Annotated in this window: 19 protein-coding genes; 9 read left to right on the top strand and 10 right to left on the bottom strand. The window is 70.3% G+C overall.

Annotated elements, in window-relative coordinates; all coding sequences use genetic code 11:
* The first annotated feature begins 37 nt into the window (after positions 1-37).
* On the top strand, positions 38-1,015 hold the full coding sequence (gene gnd, locus ASF65_RS14405) for a phosphogluconate dehydrogenase (NAD(+)-dependent, decarboxylating) (protein WP_055890468.1): 978 nt from the start codon (positions 38-40) through the stop codon (positions 1,013-1,015).
* Positions 996-1,853 carry a Cof-type HAD-IIB family hydrolase gene (locus ASF65_RS14400; RefSeq protein ID WP_082505618.1) on the top strand — a complete coding sequence of 286 codons (858 nt, stop codon included), beginning with the start codon at positions 996-998 and terminating at the stop codon, positions 1,851-1,853. The genes gnd and ASF65_RS14400 overlap by 20 nt, the downstream gene beginning before the upstream one ends.
* Here the strand turns inward: ASF65_RS14400 and ASF65_RS14395 are convergent.
* Positions 1,850-2,746 carry a LysR family transcriptional regulator gene (locus tag ASF65_RS14395; RefSeq protein WP_055890465.1) on the bottom strand — a complete coding sequence of 299 codons (897 nt, stop codon included), beginning with the start codon at positions 2,744-2,746 and terminating at the stop codon, positions 1,850-1,852. The genes ASF65_RS14400 and ASF65_RS14395 overlap by 4 nt on opposite strands.
* Positions 2,747-2,885: 139 nt before the next feature.
* Between ASF65_RS14395 and ASF65_RS14390 the strand changes: the two genes are divergently transcribed.
* Genes ASF65_RS14390 through ASF65_RS14360 form a run of 7 tightly spaced genes read left to right on the top strand, consistent with a single transcriptional unit; the run spans position 2,886 to position 10,965 of the window.
* Positions 2,886-3,722 (top strand): ABC transporter ATP-binding protein, encoded by an 837-nt coding sequence (locus tag ASF65_RS14390; protein WP_055890464.1) that lies wholly within the window; start codon positions 2,886-2,888, stop codon positions 3,720-3,722.
* The gene (locus ASF65_RS14385; RefSeq protein WP_055890462.1) at positions 3,712-5,679 is read left to right on the top strand and encodes an AMP-binding protein; all 1,968 of its coding nucleotides are present in this window, start codon (positions 3,712-3,714) and stop codon (positions 5,677-5,679) included. Before ASF65_RS14390 ends, ASF65_RS14385 begins: the two co-directional genes overlap by 11 nt.
* Positions 5,676-6,554 carry a branched-chain amino acid ABC transporter permease gene (locus tag ASF65_RS14380; RefSeq protein WP_055890460.1) on the top strand — a complete coding sequence of 293 codons (879 nt, stop codon included), beginning with the start codon at positions 5,676-5,678 and terminating at the stop codon, positions 6,552-6,554. The genes ASF65_RS14385 and ASF65_RS14380 overlap by 4 nt, the downstream gene beginning before the upstream one ends.
* 3 nt (positions 6,555-6,557) lie before the next feature.
* Positions 6,558-7,631: a branched-chain amino acid ABC transporter permease gene (locus ASF65_RS14375; protein ID WP_055890458.1), complete on the top strand. Its 1,074-nt coding sequence runs from the start codon at positions 6,558-6,560 to the stop codon at positions 7,629-7,631.
* Between the two features lie 37 nt (positions 7,632-7,668).
* Complete coding sequence (locus tag ASF65_RS14370; protein ID WP_055890456.1) at positions 7,669-8,913, top strand: ABC transporter substrate-binding protein; 1,245 nt, start codon at positions 7,669-7,671, stop codon at positions 8,911-8,913.
* Positions 8,914-8,917: 4 nt separating this feature from the next.
* Entirely contained in the window at positions 8,918-9,709 is a 792-nt protein-coding gene (locus ASF65_RS14365; protein ID WP_055890454.1) for an ABC transporter ATP-binding protein, read from the top strand.
* Between the two features lie 23 nt (positions 9,710-9,732).
* Positions 9,733-10,965, top strand: a complete 1,233-nt coding sequence (locus ASF65_RS14360; RefSeq protein WP_055890452.1) for an AMP-binding protein — start codon at positions 9,733-9,735, stop codon at positions 10,963-10,965.
* A gap of 8 nt (positions 10,966-10,973) precedes the next feature.
* Here the strand turns inward: ASF65_RS14360 and ASF65_RS14355 are convergent, their stop codons facing one another.
* The 9 genes from ASF65_RS14355 to ASF65_RS14320 form a co-directional block, all read right to left on the bottom strand.
* Complete coding sequence (locus tag ASF65_RS14355) at positions 10,974-11,765, bottom strand: thioesterase family protein (RefSeq protein WP_055890451.1); 792 nt, start codon at positions 11,763-11,765, stop codon at positions 10,974-10,976.
* Positions 11,762-12,613 carry a CoA ester lyase gene (locus tag ASF65_RS14350; RefSeq protein ID WP_055890449.1) on the bottom strand — a complete coding sequence of 284 codons (852 nt, stop codon included), beginning with the start codon at positions 12,611-12,613 and terminating at the stop codon, positions 11,762-11,764. Before ASF65_RS14350 ends, ASF65_RS14355 begins: the two co-directional genes overlap by 4 nt.
* Positions 12,610-13,065: a MaoC family dehydratase gene (locus ASF65_RS14345; protein WP_055890447.1), complete on the bottom strand. Its 456-nt coding sequence runs from the start codon at positions 13,063-13,065 to the stop codon at positions 12,610-12,612. The genes ASF65_RS14350 and ASF65_RS14345 overlap by 4 nt, the downstream gene beginning before the upstream one ends.
* The gene (locus tag ASF65_RS14340; protein ID WP_055890445.1) at positions 13,065-14,918 is read right to left on the bottom strand and encodes a biotin carboxylase N-terminal domain-containing protein; all 1,854 of its coding nucleotides are present in this window, start codon (positions 14,916-14,918) and stop codon (positions 13,065-13,067) included. Before ASF65_RS14340 ends, ASF65_RS14345 begins: the two co-directional genes overlap by 1 nt.
* Positions 14,919-14,920: 2 nt before the next feature.
* Positions 14,921-16,516: a carboxyl transferase domain-containing protein gene (locus ASF65_RS14335; protein WP_055890443.1), complete on the bottom strand. Its 1,596-nt coding sequence runs from the start codon at positions 16,514-16,516 to the stop codon at positions 14,921-14,923.
* A gap of 7 nt (positions 16,517-16,523) precedes the next feature.
* Positions 16,524-17,663, bottom strand: a complete 1,140-nt coding sequence (locus ASF65_RS14330; RefSeq protein ID WP_055890756.1) for an isovaleryl-CoA dehydrogenase — start codon at positions 17,661-17,663, stop codon at positions 16,524-16,526.
* A gap of 121 nt (positions 17,664-17,784) precedes the next feature.
* A complete protein-coding gene (locus ASF65_RS14325; RefSeq protein ID WP_055890441.1) occupies positions 17,785-18,681 on the bottom strand; it encodes a LysR family transcriptional regulator in 897 nt (298 codons plus the stop codon).
* Between the two features lie 50 nt (positions 18,682-18,731).
* Positions 18,732-18,890: a hypothetical protein gene (locus tag ASF65_RS21505; RefSeq protein WP_156369326.1), complete on the bottom strand. Its 159-nt coding sequence runs from the start codon at positions 18,888-18,890 to the stop codon at positions 18,732-18,734.
* Positions 18,891-19,026: 136 nt separating this feature from the next.
* Entirely contained in the window at positions 19,027-20,160 is a 1,134-nt protein-coding gene (locus tag ASF65_RS14320; protein WP_055890439.1) for a glycerol dehydrogenase, read from the bottom strand.
* Between the last annotated feature and the right edge of the window lie 2 nt (positions 20,161-20,162).

The following is a 20,162-nucleotide window of genomic DNA, read 5'->3' as shown; positions in this document are numbered from 1 at the left end:
CTTCACCCTCCGACGCAACGAACATCGCAGGACCCACATGCAGATCGCGATCATCGGCCTCGGCCGCATGGGCGGCAACATCGCTCGCCGCCTCATGGCGCACGGCCACGAATGCCTCGTCTTCGACCGCAACGCGGAGGCCGTGTCGGGCCTTCAGGGCGAGGGCGCCAAGGGCGCGTCGTCGCTCGCAGACCTCGCCGGCCAGTTTTCCGGGCGCCGCGTCTTCTGGGTCATGCTGCCGGCCGGCGAGCCGACGGAGGCGACGATCCGCGAGCTGGCGGGTCTCGCCTCGCCCGGCGATGTCGTGATCGACGGCGGCAACTCCTTCTACAAGGACGACATCCGCCGCGCCAAGGAACTGGAACCGAAGGGCATCCGCTATGTCGACGTCGGCACCTCGGGGGGCGTCTGGGGGCTGGAGCGCGGCTACTGCATGATGATCGGCGGACCCGACGACACGGTGCGCGAGCTCGATCCCGTCTTCGACGCGCTGGCGCCGGGATACGGCGATATCGAGCGCACGCCCGGCCGCCATGCCGCCGACGACCGGGCCGAGCGCGGCTATATCCATGCCGGGCCGGCGGGCGCGGGCCACTTCGTCAAGATGGTGCACAACGGCATCGAGTACGGGCTGATGCAGGCCTACGCCGAGGGCTTTGACATCCTGAAGACCAAGAATTCTTCAGCCCTGCCCGAGGACGAACGCTTCGATCTCAACCTCCCCGACATCGCCGAGGTGTGGCGCCGCGGTTCGGTGATTTCGTCCTGGCTTCTCGACCTCACTGCGATCGCGCTGGCCGGCGACCGAAACCTCGACCACTTCTCCGGCAACGTCGCCGACTCGGGCGAGGGGCGCTGGACGCTGGAGGCGGCGATGGAGGAGGCGGTGCCGGTCAACGTCCTGTCGGCCGCGCTCTACGCGCGCTACCGCTCGCGCCAGATGGCGACCTTCGGCGACAAGATGCTCTCGGCCATGCGCTACGGCTTCGGCGGCCATGTCGAGATTCCGCAATAGGATGGCGGACGCGCTCGATCCGGCCATCGCCAGGGCCGTCCGCCTCGTGATCTGCGACATCGACGGCACCATCGTGCGCGACGACAAGACCGTGTCGGAGGCGACGGTCTCATCGGTCGCGCGGGCGCGCGACGCCGGCATCGTGGTGACCCTCATCAGCGCACGGCCTGCGAGCGGGCTCGGGCACATCGTCGGCGAACTCGGCATCGAGGGCGCCGTCGGCGCCTTCAACGGCGGCACGCTGTTCGAGGCCGGCGGCGACGTGATCGAGGCGCATCGCCTCGCGCCGGGCGACGCCAAGCGTGCGGTCGAGGCGCTGGACGCGGCCGGGGTGCCGGTCTGGGTGTTCGCCGACGGGCTCTGGCTCGCCCGCAGCGAGGACGCGCTGCACGGCGACCGGGAGCGCAAGGCGGCCCAGCTCGACCCGACGATTACGCAGGACTTCTCGCCCTGGTACGACCGGACCGACAAGGTCGTCGGCGTGTCGGACGACCATCCACTGGTCGAGCGCATGGAACGCGAGATCGGCGATCTCCTCGGAGAGACCGCCAACGTCGTGCGCTCGCAGCTCTACTTCCTCGACGTGACCGCGAAAGTCGCCAACAAGGGCGACGGCGCGGCCTTCCTCGCCAAGGCCCACGGTGTGCCGCTGGAGGAGACCGCGGCGGTCGGCGACATGCCCAACGACATTCCGATGCTCCAGCGCGCCGGCCTCGGCGTCGCGATGGGGCAGGGGAGCGAGGCGGTCCATCGCGCCGCCGGCTACGTCACCGCCTCCAACGAGGAGGACGGGGTCGCGAAGTTCCTCGACCTCCTCATGGAGGCGCGGCGGGGCTAATCGGCCTCGCCGAGGGCGCCGCCGAGGAAGTCGACGATCTGGCCGCCGAGCGGGCCCGGCGCGCGGTCGATCGACCAGGCGGCGCCAAGCGCGCGCACCGGATGGAGCCGGTTGTCCGCGCTGCGCAGGCGCTTCACTGCGCCCGACGCCTCCTCGCGCGCGAAGAACGCCTCGTTGGTGAAGCACCAGCCGAAACCGCCCGTCACCAGCATCCGGATGTGCTCGAGGTCGTTGGAGGTCCAGACGTCCGGGCCGAACACGCGGCCCATGCGCTCGACGTCGACGCCGGGATCGCCGATGAAGTAGATCTGCCGCTCCGACTGGAAGGCCTCGATCGGGATCGGCTGCGCCATCCGGGCGAGCGGATGGGTGGCGGCCGCCACCGGCCACATCGTCACGTTGCGGAACGAGCGGGCCGTCATGTCGGCCGGCACGTTGGCCAGGAAGGTCAGCGCGAAGTCGACGTCGCCGCTGCGCAGCGTTTCCCAGAGCGTGTTGAGCGAGCTCGTGAAGAGCTGGACGCGAGCGCGCGGGCGCGCCGCGTCGAAGCGCTGGAGCGCGGCGTGGAGATGGTCGAGCGGGAACAGGACGTCGACCGCAATGCGAATGCGCGTTTCCTCGCCCTTCTCCAAGGCCTTCATGTGCGCCGTCAGGCGGCGCGCGCTTTCCACGAGGAAGCTGGCTTCCGCAAACACCGCGCGGCCGCGGCGCGTGAGCTCGGGCTGGCGCGTGGCGCGCTCCAGAAGCGGGAAGCCGCAGTGCCGCTCGATCTGGGCGACCGCATAGGACACGGAAGAGACCGCCCGGTTGAGGCGGCGCGCGGCGCCGGTGAAGCTGCCCTCCTCCACCACCGTCACGAAGGTGCGGAGTTGGTCGATCAGGTTGGGGTTCATTCGAAGGATCCGAACGATCTGTGCGATCGATTACGTATTCCTGAAAGCGACGGGCTTTGCTAGCCTCCTTCCGGTTGGGACGATTGGGAGATCGGACCACCCCGTATCGGCACTGACAGGCTCTGGGAGGAGGCGGGTCATGCAGCATCCGACGGCGCTCGTCGCCGCAAGCACCCGCGCGTCCGACGGCGCGGCAGGTAGGCCTGAAGCGCTGGCCTGCGAGAATGTCAGCCGCTGGTTCGGCGGGCTCCAGGCGCTGAAATCCGTGTCGATCCGTGTCGGCCAGGGCGAGATCTTCGGCCTCGTCGGGCCGAACGGCTCTGGCAAGACGACGCTCGTCAACGCCATCACCGGCTTCTATCCGCCGCAGGAAGGCTCGATCCGCCTCCATGGGGCGCGCATCGAGGGCACGCGGCCGCACAAGGTCGCCCGGATGGGCGTCGCCCGCACCTTTCAGAACGTCGCCCTGTTCCGCGGCATGAGCGTTCTCGACAACATCCTGATGGGCCGGCACATCTTCATGCGCCCCTCGGCGCTGGCCGCCTTCTTCTACCCCGTCTGGGCCGAGCGCGCCGAGATCGAGAACCGCCGCAAGGTGGAGGACGTGATCGACCTCCTGCAGCTGCAGAGCGTGCGCGACGAGCATGTCGACACCATTCCGCTGGGGCTGCAGAAGCGGGTGGAACTCGCCCGCGCGCTCGCCGCCGAGCCGCGCCTCCTGGTGCTGGACGAGCCGATGGCCGGCATGAACCAGGAGGAGAAGGAATACATGGTCCGCTTCATCCTCGACGCGCGCGAGGAACTCGGGCTGACCGTGCTCCTGATCGAACATCACCTCGATGTGGTGACGGCGATCTGCGACCGGGTCGTCGTCCTCAACAACGGCAAGGCGATCGCCGAAGGCCCGGCGCGCGAGGCGATGAGCGATCCGGCCGTGGTCGCCGCCTATATTGGAGGGGCCGCTCATGCTGCATGACGGGGCGACGATCGAGGCGGGTGCGCGGGCGCTCCATCCGGACTGGCGGGACGGCGACACGCTGATCGCCGCGCTCGACGAGAATGCGAAGACGCACGGCGGCACCGTCGCCATCCGCGAGCGCGACCGCGGCATCTGGCAGGAATGGACCTGGGCCGAGTATCGCGACCTTGTCCTCGAGCAGGCCGCCGGCTTCAAGGCGGCGGGCCTGAAGGCCGGCGACATCGTGCTGGTGATCGGCGACAACCGCGCGAACCTCTACGTCGCGATGCTCGCCGTGATCGCGCTGCGCGCCGTGCCCTCGCCCGCCTATTCCGAGGTCGCGCCGGAGGAACTCGCCGGCCAGATCCGCCGCGAAGGCATCCGCTTCGCCATCGCCGAGGATCAGGAACAGGTCGACAAGCTGCTCGTCGTCCGTGAGACCGTGCCGGAGCTCTCCACGATCGCCTACGACGACCCGCGCGGCCTGAAGGGCCGCGAGCCGCCGGGCGTCGTGGCGCTGGAGGCGCTGCTGGTGAAGGGGCGCGAGCGGCTGGCGCGCGAGCCCGGCCTTCGCGACGGTCTCCTGAAGCGCGCCGGCGTCCACGACGTCGCCGTGCTCCTCCATTCGTCGGGCACGACCGGCGCGCCGAAGGGCATTCCGCTGAAGCACGGTCACGTCCTGTCGGGCGTTCGCAATGCGGCCGCGGCCGGCTACTTCCGCGAGGGCGAGGTCCACATGGCCTATCTGCCCATGGCCTGGGTCGGCGACTTCCTCTTTTCGCTTGCCGCCGCCATCACGCTGCGCTTCGTGGTCGCCATCCCCGAGCGGCAGGAGACCGCCCAGCACGACCTGCGCGAGATCGCGCCGACCATCTACTTCTCCTCGCCCCGCGCCTGGTCGAACATGCTGACGCGCGTCCAGGTCGGCATGGAGGAGTCGACGCGTATCAAGCGCGGCCTCTTCGAGCATTTCGTGCCCTTCGCGGTGGAGCTCGAACGCCGGCGGCTGGAGGGGCGCGAGCCTTCCGCGCTGGAGCGCCTGCGCTGGCAGGTCGGCCGGCTTCTCGTCTTCGGGCCGCTTCTCGACCAGCTCGGCCTGTCGCGCGTCGAGCGGCCCTATACGGCGGGCGAGGCGATCGGCGAGGAGGTGTTCCTGTTCTTCCGGGCGCTCGGCCTCAACCTTCGCCAGTTCTATGGCCAGACCGAGAACTGCGCGCTCGCCGTCGCGCAAGGGGCGGGCGATCTCCAGCTCCACACGGTCGGTCGTCCGTTCCCCGGCATCGAGGTCCGGATCGACGAGACCGGTGAGATCCTGATGCGTGGCGACAACGTCTTCGACGGCTACTACGGCGACGAGGCGGCGAGTTCCAAGGCGCTCGACCGCGGCTGGCTGCGCACCGGCGACGCCGGCCAGGTCGAGCCCGACGGGCAGATCGTGGTGCTCGGCCGCGTGTCCGAGGTCGTCCACACGGGCGGCGGCACGCGCTACATCCCGACCTATATCGAGAACCGGCTGAAGTTCTCGCCCTATATCCGCGACGTGTGCGTCGTCGGGCGCGGGCGGCCGTCGCTCGCCGCGATTGTCTGCATCGACTTCGAGGCGGTCGGTCATTTCGCGCAGGAAAACGCGGTCTCCTACACGTCCTATGCCGACCTGTCGCAGAAGCCCGAGGTGCTCGATCTCGTCGAGCGCACGATCGCCGCCCTCAACAAGCGCCTGCCCGACGGGCTGGCGATCACCCGCTTCGTCAATCTCCACAAGGAGTTCGATCCCGACGACGGCGAGGTGACGCGCACGCGCAAGCTGAAGCGCGACGTGATCGACGCCCACTACGGCCCGATTGTCGAGGCGCTCTATGCCGGCGCCGGCGCAATCGCCTTCGAGGCGCGCGTCACCTACGAGACCGGCGCGCAAGGCGTCCTGAAGCGCGACCTCACCCTCCGGACCGTGGGCGAGGGGAGGGCCGCGGCATGAGCTACTTCGCGGAGCTTCTGGTCAACGGCGCGCTGACCGGCCTGATGTACTCGCTCGTCGCGCTCGGCATCGTCCTCATCTACAAGTCGTCGGGGGTGCCGAACCTCGCGCAGGGCGCGGTGGTGCTGATCGGCGCCTACGTGGTCTGGCTGCTGGTGGCCGCCGGCCTGCCGCTTCTTGGCGCCGTGCCGATCGCCTGCGTCCTCATGTTCGGCTTCGGCCTTGCCGTGGAACGCCTGCTCCTCCGGCGCATGGTCGGCCAGCCGATCATCATGGTGGTGATGCTCACCCTCGGCCTCGAGATCTTCCTGCGCGGCCTCGGGCCGGGGCTTCTCGGCGCCGCACCGAAATCCCTCGACCTCGGCATCGACCTCTCGCCGATCATCGTCGGCGACGTCTTCATCAACCGCGACTATCTCTACGGCGGCGTGATCGCGCTGCTCCTGATCGGCGCTTCGCTCCTCTTCTTCCGCACACGCCTCGGCACCAAGCTGCGCGCGGTCTCGGACGACCACGTCTCGTCCTGGGCGGTCGGCATCTCGGTGGAGCGGGCGATCGGCATCTCCTGGGGGCTCGCCGCCGTCGCCGCGGTCGCGGCCGGCACGCTCTGGGGCTCGGTGCAGGGCGTCGACTGGACGCTCTCGGCACTGCTCTTCCCGGCGGTCGCCGTCGTCATCCTCGGCGGGGTGGATTCCATCGTCGGCGTCCTCGTCGGCGGGCTCCTCGTCGGCATCCTCGGCTCGGTCGTGCCGGGCTATCTCGACAGCCTCGTCGGCGGCGGCACGCGCGACGTCGTGACCTCGCTGATCATCCTCTTCACCATCATGGTCCGGCCCTACGGCATCTTCGGCCGCGAGGACATCGAAAGGATCTGACCGATGTTCTACCGTCTCGCCGGCGTCCACCACACGTCCTACCGCTCCGACGCCCGGCTCTGGCGCGTGCCGGCCGACCGCTACGCCCTCGCCTTCGTCCTGGCGCTCGGCGTCGCCGCGCCCTTCCTCGTGTCGCCGCTCTATCTCGGCTCCTACCTCCTGCCCTGGCTGGTGTGGAGCGCGGCGACGCTGTCGCTGACCCTTCTCATGGGGCTCGCCGGCCAGCTCCATTTCGGCTTCGCGGCGGTGATGGCGATCGGCGCCTACACCTCGATCCACCTGACGCGCGCCGGCCTGCCGTTCGAGCTGGCGCTGGTCGGCGCGGGGCTCGTCTCGGCGGTGATCGGCTGCGTCTTCGGCGCGGCGGCGCTCCGGGTGAAGGGGCTCTACCTCGTGATGGCGACGCTCGCCATGCAGTATCTCGTGGACTGGGTGATCATCAACGTGCCGGCGATCTCCGGCGGCGCGCAGGCGACGCTCCAGACCCCGCGCGTCTCGCTCCTGTTCCTGCCGCTCGACGGCCCCTGGGCCCGCTACTGGGCAGCGCTCGCCTGGGCCGTGGTGGCCGCGCTCTTCCTCCTCAACGTCAAGCGCACGGCGTTCGGGCGTGCGCTCATTGCCATCCGCGAGAAGGACTTCGCGGCGGCCGTGATCGGCGTCGATCCGTTCCGCACCAAGCTCGTCGCCTTCTTCACCTCGTCGTTCATGGGCGGCGTGTCGGGCGCGGTGCTGGCCTTCTGCTACTATCGCGCGGTCACGCCCGAGCAGTTCACCTTCAACGTCTCGATCCAGCTCGTCGCCATGGTGCTGGTCGGCGGCCTCGGCTCGGTGATCGGCGCGTTCCTTGGCGCGGGCTTCGTGCTGCTCGCCCCGATCGTCCTCACCAATCTCGTGATCGCCTTGTCGTCGGCCGGCTGGCTGTCGGTCTCGACCAACCTTCTCTCGCACATCCCGATGATGGCCTACGGCGCGCTGATCGTCGCCTTCCTGCTCTTGGAGCCGCTCGGGATGGCCAAGATCTACGACAACATCCGCAACACCTTCCTCGTCTGGCCCTTCCGCCACGCGAAGCGCTGACCGCCGAAAACCCAAGAAACACCCGGAGGAGACCCACATGAAACGCAGTCTCGCATCGATCCTGGGGGGGCTCGCCCTCGCGGCCGGTCTCTCCGGCGCGGCGCTCGCGCAGGAGACGATCAAGTTCGCGATGCCCCAGGACTTCACGGCGGTCTATACTTTCGTGACCGGCGAATACAATCAGGGCCAGCGCGACTATCTCAGCCTCGTCAACGCCGAGGGCGGCCTCGACGGCCGCAAGTTCGAGGCGCTGGTGTCGGACACGGGCAACCAGCCGCAGCGCGGTATCGAGGCCTACAACCGGGCGCGCGACCAGGGCGCCATCCTCTTCGACTTCCTCTCGACGCCCGTGTCGCGCGCTCTCGTGCCGCAGGCGCTGCAGGACAAGGTGGTGATGATCACGCCGGTGCACGGGCGCGGCGACGCCTCGGACGGCGAGACCTTCCCCTACATCTTCCCGATGATGGCGACCTACTGGAGCCAGGCGACCGTTCTCGCCAACTGGATCGAGACGAAGGGCGGCGGGCTTGCCGGCAAGAAGATCGCGCTCGTCCACATCGACAGCCCGTTCGGGCGCGAGCCGATCAACGTCCTGAAGGATCTTGCCGCCGAGAAGGGCTTCGAGGTCTCGACCTTCGCCTATGCCAGCCCCGGCAACGAGCAGGGCTCGACCTGGACCGAGGTGCGGCGCTACCGGCCGGACTACGCGCTGATCTGGGGCGCGGGCGGCGGCCAGGCCGTGTCGGTGCGCGAGGCCATTCGCAACGGCATCGCGGCCGACAAGATCCTGTCCGTCGTCTGGCTGACTGAGACCGACGCGCGCACCGTCGGGCCCGACATCATGAAGGGCGTCAAGCGCTTCGAGGCGGTGGCACCGGGCCGCGACAACCCGATCATCCAGCGCATCGAAGAGAAGGTCGTGAAACCCGGCCAGGGCGCCGGCAATGCCGAGCTCGTCGGCTCGTCGGCCTACAATCTCGGCGTCGCGACCATGGCCGTCGCGGTGGAAGCCGCACGCCTTGGCCTTGCCGACGGCGCGAGCGGCGAACTGACCGGCGAGCGCCTCAAGGCGGGCTTCGAGAAGATCGCCAACTTCAACGCCGAAGGGCTGATGCCGCCGATCACCATCACGGCGAAGGACCATCAGGGCGGCGGCTTCGGCCGCGTGTCGGAATGGAACGGCGAGACCTGGGTGCCGGTCACCGACTGGGGTGCGCATTACGGTGAGGTCGTCCAGAAGGAGATCGACGCCGGCGCCAAGGGCTTCCGCGAGGGACGCTGACGCCATGAGCCTCCTGTCGCTGTCCAATGTCGAGGTGATCTACGACCGCGTGTTCCTCGCGATCAAGGGCGTGTCGCTCCGGCTGGAGGAGGGCGGCATGGTGGCGCTGCTCGGCGCCAACGGAGCGGGCAAGTCGACGACGCTGAAAGCCATCTCGGGGCTGCTCGGCCCCGAGCGCGGACAGGTGACGCGCGGCGAGATCACCTTCGACGGGCGCGACGTGCGCGCCATGGGCCCGCCCGACCGGGTGGGCGCCGGCATCGTCCACGTGCTCGAGGGCCGGCGCATCTTCGGGCACCTGACGCCGGACGAGAACCTCGTCGCCGCCTTTCCGCTGAAAGGCTCGCGCGGCGAGCTCGATGCCCTGCGCGAGCGCGTCTACACCTACTTCCCGCGCCTGAAAGAGCGGGCGCGGCACAAGGCGGGGTATCTGTCGGGCGGCGAGCAGCAGATGCTGGCGATCGGGCGTGCCATGATGACGAGCCCCCGCCTCATCATGCTGGACGAGCCGAGCCTCGGCCTGTCGCCGCTCCTCGTCTCGGAGATCTTCGCGATGATCGGCGAGATCAACCGCGCCGAGAAACTGACCGTGCTTCTCGTCGAGCAGAACGCGGCGGCCGCGCTCGCCATCGTCGACCACGCCTATCTCATCGAGAACGGCCATGTCGTCATGGACGGCTCGGCCGAGACGCTGCGCGCCAACCCGGACGTGCAGGAGTTCTATCTCGGGGGCGGCGGCAAGGTCGACTACCACAACGTCAAGCACTACCGCCGGCGCAAGCGCTGGCTGGCCTGACGCGGGATCGGAAGGACACTCCCATGACGGTCTATGACAGGACCCTCGCCCGGCGCGAGCCGGCGGCGCGAGCGGCTGCGCAGTTCGCGACCCTTCGCACGCTTCTCGGCCGGGCGCTCGATACCGCGCCCGGATGGCAGGCGCATCTCGGCGCGCTCGACCCCGCGACCGTCACCTCGCGCGAGGCGCTCGCCCGCCTGCCGGTGTTGCGCAAGTCCGACCTGCCGCGTCTCCAGGACGAGCGGCCGCCCTTCGGCGGGCTGGCGCTCAAGGCGCCCGGCGCGCTCGCGCGTCTCTTCGTCTCGCCGGGCCCGATCCTCGACCCGGAAGGCTTTGGCGCGGACTGGTGGGGCGCGGCACGCGCGCTCGACGCCCTCGGCCTCGAGCCGGGCGACGTCCTTCACAACAGCTTCTCCTACCATCTGACCCCGGCCGGCGCGATGTTCGAGAGCGGCGCCCATGCGCTCGGCTGCGCCGTGATCCCGGCCGGCACCGCCGGCTCGGAGGCGCAGGTCGACGCCCTCGCACGATACGGGGCGCGGGCCTATGTCGGCACGCCGGACTTCCTCAAGGTCCTCCTCGACAAGGCGACTGAGCTCGGGCGCGACGTGTCCTCGCTTCGGCTGGCGCTCGTCTCCGGCGCGGCGCTGCCGGCGTCCCTAAAGCGCGAGCTGGAAGGGCGCGGGCTTCGGCTCGCCCAAGCCTACGGCACCGCCGATCTCGGCATCATCGCGTTCGAGACGGGCGCGGCCGAGGACGGCATGGCGGTCAGCGAGGAGGCGATCGTCGAGATCGTCGCGCCCGGCACGGGCGACCCGGTGCCGGACGGCGAGATCGGCGAACTCGTCGTCACCCGCCTCAACGCCGACTACCCGCTGTTCCGCTTCGCGACCGGCGATCTCTCGGCGATCCACACCGGCACCGTGGCCGGCGACGGCACCGCGCCGCGCATCCGCGGCTGGATGGGCCGCGCCGACCAGATCACCAAGGTGCGCGGCATGTTCGTGCGGCCCGAGCAGGTGGCGACGGTCGGCAAGCGCCATCCTGAGGTCGGGCATCTCCGGCTCGTGGTCACGCGCGAGGGCGAGCGCGACGTGATGACGCTCCACGCGGAAGGGCGGGACGAGGCGGTGGCCGCGGCCCTCGCCGAAACGCTCGCGAGCGTCACCAAGCTACGCGGCACCGCGCGGGTCGTGGCACCCGGCTCCCTGCCGCGCGACGGCAAGGTGATCGCCGACGAACGGCGCTACGACTGAAGGAAGCCTCAGCGCGGGCGCACCGTCAGGCTCTGCGACACCGAGCCGAGCGGCCCGTGCGCGTCGTGCAGGATCGAATGGGTGAGGCCGATGCCGACCGAGCCGAAGCTCACCGCCGTGTCGAAGCCGAGCCATTCGCCGACGGGCTCGCGCAGGAGATGGACCGTCAGGTCGACATTGGGGAAGAGCGCCGTTTCCGGGCCGCAGCGCGGCGTGATCCCGTTGGCGAAGTCGACGAGCCCCAGCGTGCGCGCCGTCGGACCGACCGCCTCGCCGCCGATCAGCGCGACGTCGGTGCTGAGCCAGCCGCGCGCGCGGCCCTCGCCCAACTGCTCGCGCCGCCCGTCCAGCGTGCGCACGCAGGCGCCCGCCCAGACGCCGTCGAACGTGTGCTCACTTAAGGTCTCGCGCGCCGGGATCGGGTCGAGCGCCGTGCCGGCGATCGCGTCGGTGTCGTAGGCCTTCAGCGCCCAGGCGCGGGCGAGGACGCAAGGACGCCCGTCGTAGAGGAGTCTGGCTTCCACGAGCTCGATCGTCCGGCCCGGCCGGATGACCTCGGTCTCGATGCTGACGAGGCCGATCGGGATGACGCCGAGGATGTCGTAGGACAGGCGCGACAGGACCAAGGGATCGTCGCCGCGCCGCGCGCGCATGTCCGCCTCGATCGCGTGGCCGATCAGCCCGAGCGCCGGCGCGATGTGCTGCTCGGCCGGGTTCCAGGCGCCCTCGGTGAGGCGGGTCGCGCGAAAGGCGTGGTCGCCCTCGCGCCGGAAGAAGCAGGCGGGCTCGTCGGATGTCATGCGGGGCGTTCCATGCGGGCGAGAAGCTTGCGGGCCTGGGCGAGGTGCGGCGCGTCGACCATCCGCCCGTCCACCTGAAGCGCCCCGGCGTCGGGGGCGGCGGCGAAGGCTTCGACGATGCGCCGGGCGCCGGCGACGGCATCCGCGCTCGGGGTGAAGGCGGCGTTGATCACCGGGACCTGGGCCGGGTGGATCGCGATCATGCCGGTGAACCCGTCGCGCGCGGCCCGCCGGGCAAAGGCGTCGAGCCCGGCCTCGTCCTTGAAGGCGGGATAGACCGTCTCGATCGCTGCGCTGCCGGCCGCGTGGGCGGCAAACAGCGTCAGCGAGCGGGCGATCTCGTAAGGGGGCGTGAAGCGGCCGTCGATCTCGCGGGCGGTGCTGGCCCCGATCGCCGCCGGCAGATCCTCCGCACCCCAGGTGAGGCCGGCGAGATGGTCCCGCACCTCGCCATAGCTGCCGAGGCCGAAGATCGCAGCGGGCGTTTCCGTGGCAATCGGCAGGATCGGCGCGGCGATGCGGTGCCGGGAGAGGCGCTCGGCGCAGGCGAGGACGCTTCGCGCCCCTTCGGCCTTCGGCAGCACCACGGCATCGGGGGCGAGGCTTGCCAGCGCCGCGATGTCGGCGTCGAAGAGCGGCGTGCCCAGCGGATTGACGCGCACGAAGAGGCGCGACCGCCCGCGCGGGGCCCGCAGGCGTTCGGCCACCGCCCGGCGCGCGCCATCCTTGGCGCTGGAAGCCACGGCATCCTCGAGGTCGAGGATCAGCGCATCGGCGCCGCTCGCCTCGGCCTTGGCGAAGCGGTCCGGCCGGTCGCCCGGCACGAAGAGGAGCGAGCGCAGGCTCATGGCGCGGCCCTCCGCTTGACCAGCGCGGTGCGCAGGCATTCGCAGACGATCTCGTCGCGTTGGTTGAGCATGCGGTGCGCGAAGGTGACGATGCCGGCTCCGGGGCGCGAGCGGCTCTCCTTCAGCGCATGGACCTCGGTCTCGGCCCGCAGCGTGTCGCCGATGAAGACGGGTCGGGGCATCGCCAGCTTGTCGTAGCCGAGATTGGCGACGAGCGTGCCGAGGGTCGTGTCGCCGACGGACAGGCCGACCATCAGCGCGAACGTGTAGGTCCCGTTGACGAGGATCTGCCCGAACTCGCTGGCGCGCGCGGCCTCCGCATCGAGATGGAGCGGCTGCGGGTTGTGGGTCATCACCGTGAACAGGAGATTGTCGGTCTCCGTCACCGTGCGGCGGATTTCGTGGACGATCCGGTCGCCCACGGTCCAGTCGTCGAAAAGGCGCCCGGCCATCAGTCCTCCGTCCGTTCGATGCGGGCCAGCAGCATGCCTTCGGGCACCTGCGCGCCCCGTTCCACCTTGAGCAGGGCGACGGTGCCGGCAAACGGCGCCAGCAGCGCCTGCTCCATCTTCATCGCCTCCAGCACGAGGAGCGGCTCGCCCTTGGCGACCGCCTGCCCCTCGCGCACATGCACGGCGATCACCGCGCCCGGCATCGGCGACAGGATCGCGCCGTCCCCCTCGCTTGCCTTCCCGCCGACCTCGGCTCGCGGCGGTCCGAAGGCGAAGGCATCGCCGGCCGAGTAGACGACGCCGTCCGCCGTCGTCACGCCGGGGTGGCGGCGGGGGACGACGCGGTGCGGCGTCCCGCCGACGATCACGTCGACGGCCCTGTCGGGCGCGGCGTTGAGGCGGAAGCCCTGAAGGGCGCTCCAGGGATCGCGGCCGGGCTCGGGCAACAGGCCCGAGGCGGCCGCCTCCACCACCGCGGCCGTCGGCTCGACAGGCGGGACGAGGTCCGCGGCGTGGCGCTCGATGAAGCCGGTGTCGACCCGGCCCGATACGAAGTCGGGATGAGCGGCCGCGCGCGCGAGGAAGCCGGCATTGGTCTTCAACGGCCAGACTTGCGTACCACCAGCCGCCGCCGACAGGCGCCCCGCCGCCATCTCGCGCGTCGCGCCGTGGACGACGAGCTTGGCGATCATCGGGTCGTAGAAGGGCGTGATCGTGCCGCCTTCCTCGACGCCGCTGTCGATCCGGATGTTCGGTGGGAACCGCAGGCGCTCGACCGGCCCGATCGAGGGGAGGAAGCCCGTCGCCGGGTTCTCGGCGTAGAGGCGCGCCTCCATCGCCCAGCCGTCGATCCGCAGTGCGTCCTGAGCGAGCGGCAGCGGCTCGCCGCTCGCCACGCGCAGCTGCCATTCCACGAGGTCCTGGCCGGTGATCGCTTCCGTCACGGGGTGTTCGACCTGCAGCCGCGTATTCATCTCCATGAACCAGATCCGGTCGGCGCGAAGACCTTCCGATCCGTCGGCGATGAACTCGATCGTGCCGGCGCCGACATAGTCGACGGCCTTGGCGGCGCGCACCGCGGCATCGCAGACGGCGCGGCGGGTCGCCTCGTTCATGCCGGGGGCGGGGGCCTCCTCGATCACCTTCTGGTGGCGCCGCTGCAGCGAGCAGTCGCGCTCGAAGAGGTGGACGACGTTGCCGTGGGTGTCGCCGAAGACCTGCACCTCGATATGGCGCGGGGCGGTGATGTAGCGCTCCAGAAGCACGCGATCGTCGCCGAACGAGGCCGCCGCCTCGCGCCGGCAGCTTTCCAGGAGGCCGGGAAAATCCGCTAGAGCGTCGACCCGGCGCATGCCCTTGCCGCCACCGCCCGCCACCGCCTTGATGAGGAGCGGCGTGCCGATCGTCTCCGCCTCGCGCGTCAGGCGCTCGAGGCTTTGGTCGGCACCGAGATAGCCCGGCGTCACCGGCACGCCGGCCTCGATCATCCGCGCCTTGGCGGCGTCCTTCAGGCCCATGGCGCGGATTGCGCTAGCGGGCGCGCCGACCCAGACGAGCCCGGCCGCGACCACGGCCTCCGCGAACTCGGCGTTCTCGGACAGGAAGCCGTAGCCGGGATGAATGGCCTCGGCGCCCGTCGCCCGCGCGGCCTCGAGGATGCGGTCCTGCCGGAGATAGCTGTCGCTGGCGGCGGCCGTGCCGATCGGAACCGCCTCGTCGGCTTCGGCCACGAAGGGCATGCCGGCGTCGACGTCGGAATGGACCGCGATGGTCCGGATCCCGAGACGCCTGGCGGTGCGGATGATGCGGCGGGCGATCTCGCCGCGATTCGCGATGAGGAGACTGCTGATCATCGTCACATCCGGAACAGGCCGGCGCGCGGGCGCTCCGGGATGGGGGCGTTGAGCGTCGCCGAGAAGGCGAGGCCGAGGACGTCGCGGGTCTCGGCGGGATCGATGATGCCGTCGTCCCAGAGGCGGGCGGTGGCGTAGTAGGGGTTGCCCTCGTCCTCGTATGTCTGGCGGATCGGCGCCTTGAAGGCCTCGGCTTCCTCGGGCGTCCACGTGTCGGCGTCGCGGTGGACGGTCGCGAGCACGCTCGCCGCCTGTTCGCCGCCCATGACCGAGATGCGCGCGTTCGGCCAGGAGAACAGGAAGCGCGGGCTGTAGGCCCGTCCGCACATGCCGTAGTTGCCGGCGCCGAAGCTGCCGCCGATGATGATCGTCACCTTCGGGACGGTCGCGGTCGCGACCGCGGTCACGAGCTTGGCGCCGTTCTTGGCGATGCCCTCGCCCTCGTACCTGCCGCCGACCATGAAGCCCGAGATGTTCTGCAGGAACAACAAGGGCACGCGGCGCTGGCAGGCGAGCTCGATGAAATGCGCCCCCTTCAAAGCGCTCTCGGAAAAGAGGACGCCGTTGTTGGCGAGGATCGCCACCGGCATGCCCCAGATCCGCGCGAAGCCGCAGACCAGCGTCGTGCCGTAGAGCGCCTTGAACTCGTGGAACTCGGACCCGTCGACGAGCCGCGCAATCACCTCGCGCACGTCGTAGGTGGTGCGAAGGTCGGTCGGCACGATGCCGTAGAGCTCGGCCGGGTCGAGAAGCGGCGGGCGCGGGGGCGCAAGGTCGATGTCGACCGTCTTCGCCCGGTTCAGCGTGCCAACGATGTCGCGAACGATGAGGAGCGCGTGGGTATCGTCCTCGGCGACGTGGTCGACGACGCCCGAGCGCCGGCCATGGGTCTCGGCGCCGCCGAGCTCCTCGGCCGAGATCACCTCGCCCGTCGCAGCCTTCACCAGGGGCGGGCCGGCGAGGAAGATCGTGCCCTGGTTCCGGACGATCACCGTCTCGTCGCACATCGCCGGCACATAGGCGCCGCCCGCCGTGCACGAGCCCATGACGCAGGCGATCTGCGGGATGCCCGCCGCCGACATCTGCGCCTGGTTGAAGAAGATGCGGCCGAAATGGTCGCGGTCGGGAAAGACCTCGGCCTGATGGGGCAGGTTGGCGCCGCCCGAATCCACGAGATAGATGCAGGGGAGGTGGTTCTCGAAGGCGATCTCCTGCGCGCGCAGGTGCTTCTTCACCGTCATCGGAAAATAGGCGCCGCCCTTCACCGTGGGGTCGTGGGCGACGATCATGCATTCGCGCCCCGACACACGGCCGATGCCGGCGATCATCCCGGCGCCGGGCGCGGCGTCGCCGTAGAGGCCGTTGGCGGCGAGCGCCCCGATCTCGAGGAAGGGCGAGGCGGGGTCGAGGAGCCGGGCGACGCGGTCGCGCGGCAGGAGCTTGCCGCGCGCGACGTGCCGGGCGCGGTGCTCGGCCGAACCGCCGAGCGCGGTTCTGGCCGTCGTCTCGCGCAGCGTCGCGGCGAGCGCGCGGTTGTGGGCGTCCTGGGCGGCGAAGGCCGGCGAGGCGGTGTCGGCGAGCGTGCGGAGCGTCGGCATCGCCGGCCTACTGCACGCGCGGCGCGTCGTGTTTGATCAGCTCGCGGCCGACCAGCATGCGCCGCATCTCGTTGGTTCCGGCGCCGATGTCGAGGAGCTTGGCGTCGCGCCAGTAGCGCTCCACCGGCCAGTCGCGCGTGTAGCCGGCGCCGCCGAGCGCCTGGATCGCCTCGCCGGCGACGCGCACTGCGCTCTCGGACGCGAACAGGATGCAGCCCGCCGCGTCGAACCGCGTGACGCGGCCGGCGTCGCACGCCTTCGCGACGGCGTAGCAGTAGGAGCGCGAGGCGTTGAGCGCGACATACATGTCGGCGACCTTGGCCTGCATCAGCTGGAAATCGCCGATCGGGCGGCCGAACTGCCGGCGCTCGCGCACATAGGGCACTACCACGTCGAGGCAGGCCTGCATGATGCCGATCTGGATGCCGGACAGCACCACGCGCTCGTAGTCGAGGCCCGACATCAGCACCTTCACGCCGCCGTTGAGCGGCCCCATCAGCTGTTCGTGGGGCACGAAGCAGTCGTCGAACACGAGTTCGGCCGTCGGCGAGCCGCGCATGCCGACCTTGTCGATTTTCTGGCCGATCGAGAAGCCGGCAAAGTCCTTCTCGATCAGGAAGGTCGAGATACCCTTGGAGCCGGCCTCCGGGTCCGTCTTGGCATAGACCACGAGCGTGTCGGCGTGGCTCGCGTTGGTGATCCAGAACTTGGTGCCGTTGAGGCGCCAGCCGCCGTCCACCTTGTCGGCCTTGAGTTTCATCGAGACGACGTCGGAGCCGGCGCCCGCTTCCGACATGGCAAGGCTCCCGACATGCTCGCCCGACACGAGCTTCGGCAGATACTTCGCCTTCTGCTCCGGGGTGGCCCAGCGGCGAATCTGGTTGATGCACAGGTTCGAATGGGCGCCGTAGGAGAGGCCGATCGCGGCCGAGGCGCGGCTCACCTCCTCGCAGGCGACGAGATGTTCGAGATAGCCGAGCCCGAGGCCGCCGTCGGCCTCCTCCACGGTGATGCCGTGAAGCCCGAGCGCGCCCATCTGCGGCCACAGCTCGCGGGCGAAGCGGTCCTCGCGATCCACCTCCGCGGCGATCGGCTCGATCCTGTCCGTCGCAAAGCGCCGCGTGGTGTCGCGGATCGTGTCCGCCATCTCGCCGAGGCCGTAATCCAGGTCCGCCAACGCGCCCTCCCAAGCTTGTCGAAGGGCGAGACTACGTGGCTTCGCCCGTCCGGCAAAATTGAAAGATGCCGGGCTTCATCATAGACGAAATTTATGGTCGGCGCGGCGCCGGTGATGCGGCCTCCGTGCAGGCGTCCGCCAGCCGGTCGGCGGTGCGTCCCGAAGTCAGCGACCGAGCGTCGGCGTGGGGGGCGGCGACGAGGCCGAGATCGCGCCGGAAGGCGAAGTCCTCCATCGGCACCCTGGCGACGCCCGCCTCCACGAAGCCGTCCGGCATCACCGTCAGCCCGAGGCCGGCCCGGACATAGGCGAGCGCCTTGTCGTCGCTGGTGGTGCGGGCGGCAAAGAAGGGGCGCACGCCGCGCGCGGTGAAGAAGCGGCTGGTCTCGGGCAGGAGCTCGCAGTGGCGGCGCACCAGCATCGGCTCGTGGACGAGGTCCTCGGCACGGAGGGCGGGGCGGCCGGACAGGGGGTGCGTCGCGGCGAGGGCGAGGGAATAGCCTTCCGATACGACGAGGCGACCGCTCGTCCGGTCGGCCTTGTCGCGTAGGATCGTCAGCGCCATGTCGATCCGCCCGCGTGCGAGGCGCGTGCGCAGGTCGCGCTCGCCCCCCTCCACGATCTCCAGCCTTTCGGACGCCCGGTCTTGGGCGTGTCGCACGAGGAAATCCTCCGTCCAGCGGCGGGGCACGGTGGAAAGGATGCCGAGCCGCAGCACCGGCACGGTCGCGCTGCCGGAGGCCGCGCGCTCGGCCGCTGCAAAGCCTGCCTCGATCGCGCGGGCGTGGGCGAGAAGGGCGGCACCGGCCGGGGTCAGTTCGACGCGCCGGTTGCTGCGGTGGAAGAGCGTCTGCCCGAGCCCCTGCTCGAGCTTGGCGATGCCGACCGAGAGGGTCGGCTGCGACACGTGGCAGGCGCCGGCCGCCCGCGAGAAGTTGCCGGTGTCGACCACGGCGAGGAAGTAGCGCAGGTGGTAGCGGTCGATCATAGCCGCAGTCTATGGACCGACCGGTCGGCTCGCAATGGATCGCCCGCGTCTCAAGCTTCGCCGTAGTGCTCGATCAGGCAGACGAGTTCGACGGCCGTCCAGCCGAGAAGCCCGGCAAGAGCCAGCACCGCGCCGCCGGCACCGATGGTCAGGGCGACGGCGAGGGCCCCGAAGGCGGTCGGATCGGGGCCGGGCATGAGGGGCAGCATCGTCGACCTCCTGTGGCGTCGCGACGGATATCGCGCGGCACCGGCCGGCCGGCAAATGCAACGAAGGATTAACCCTAACGCCGCCGGCCCCGCGGCGCCGCCCCGGCCCGGCCGGTCGGCGTCGCGGGTCTATGGTTCAGTGACCCGGCGCAGAGCCTCCGCCGCCGGTGGTCCTGCCGCGTTCGGCCAGATGGCTCGCGGTCCAGATCGCGTCCGAGATCGCGCGCGCCGTCAGCTTCACCGGGACCGAATGGATGACGTTGGTCGGCACCATCGCGGCCTCGCCGACGCGGGCGATGTCGGCGGCGCTGGCGTCCTTCAGGCCGAGATCGGCGAGCGTCGTCGGCAGGCCGACGTCGCGGCAGAAGGACAGGGCCTCCTCGAACTCGGCCGGCGGCCGGTTCTCGAGGACGAGGAGGCAGAGGACCCCGAATGCGACCTTCTCGCCATGCAGGAAGTGGTGCACCGGCTCGAGGACCGTCAGCGCGTCGTGGATACCGTGCGCGCCGGAGACGCCGCAGTTTTCGAAGCCGAGGCCCGAGAGGAGCGTGTTGGCCTCGATGATGTTCTCGACCGCGGTCGTCAGGCGCCCGTCTCGTGCCGCGATGTAGGCCGCGCGCCCGTCGCGCATCAGGGTGTCGTGGCAGGCTCTCGCGATCTGGTAGCCGCCGATCGTCGTGGCGTAGCCGTCGCCGATGTAGTTGTTGGATCGCGACTCGACGTTGGAGCGGGCTTCGTAGAAGGTCGAGAGGGCGTCGCCCATGCCGGCGGCCAGGAAGCGCGCCGGCGCCTTCACGATCAGTTCGCTGTCGACCAGCACCACGTCCGGGTTGCGCCCGCAGCGCACCACGCGGTCGTAGACGCCGTCCGGCGAATAGATCACGCCGAGCGAGCTCGTGGGCGAATCGGTCGATGCGATGGTCGGCACGGTCACGATCCGCGCGCTGATGTGGAAGGCGGTGATCTTGGCCGTGTCGAGCGCCTTGCCGCCGCCGATGCCGACGACGGACTTCGCGCCGGCCTCGCGGCCAGCCGCCACGCAGCGTTCGATCTCGGCATCCGACGATTCGCCGCCGAAGCGCACGAACTCGGCCGCGACCCCGGCGGCCGACAGCGCCGACTGGAGGTCGGGGCGCAGCGTCTCCCAGAAGAAGCCGTCGATCACCACCAGCGCCCGGTCGCCGAGCGGGGCGACGTAGCGGCCGAGATCGGAGGCGACGCCCGAGCCCTGGACGTAGCGAAGCGGTCCGCCGTATCCGCGTTGTGTCATGT

Origin of the sequence: Aureimonas sp. Leaf324 (genome assembly GCF_001423245.1) — a bacterium.
Classification (GTDB): domain Bacteria; phylum Pseudomonadota; class Alphaproteobacteria; order Rhizobiales; family Rhizobiaceae; genus Aureimonas.
The sequence above is the reverse complement of the archived record's forward strand: the minus strand, read 5'-3'. Positions and strand labels throughout refer to the sequence as shown.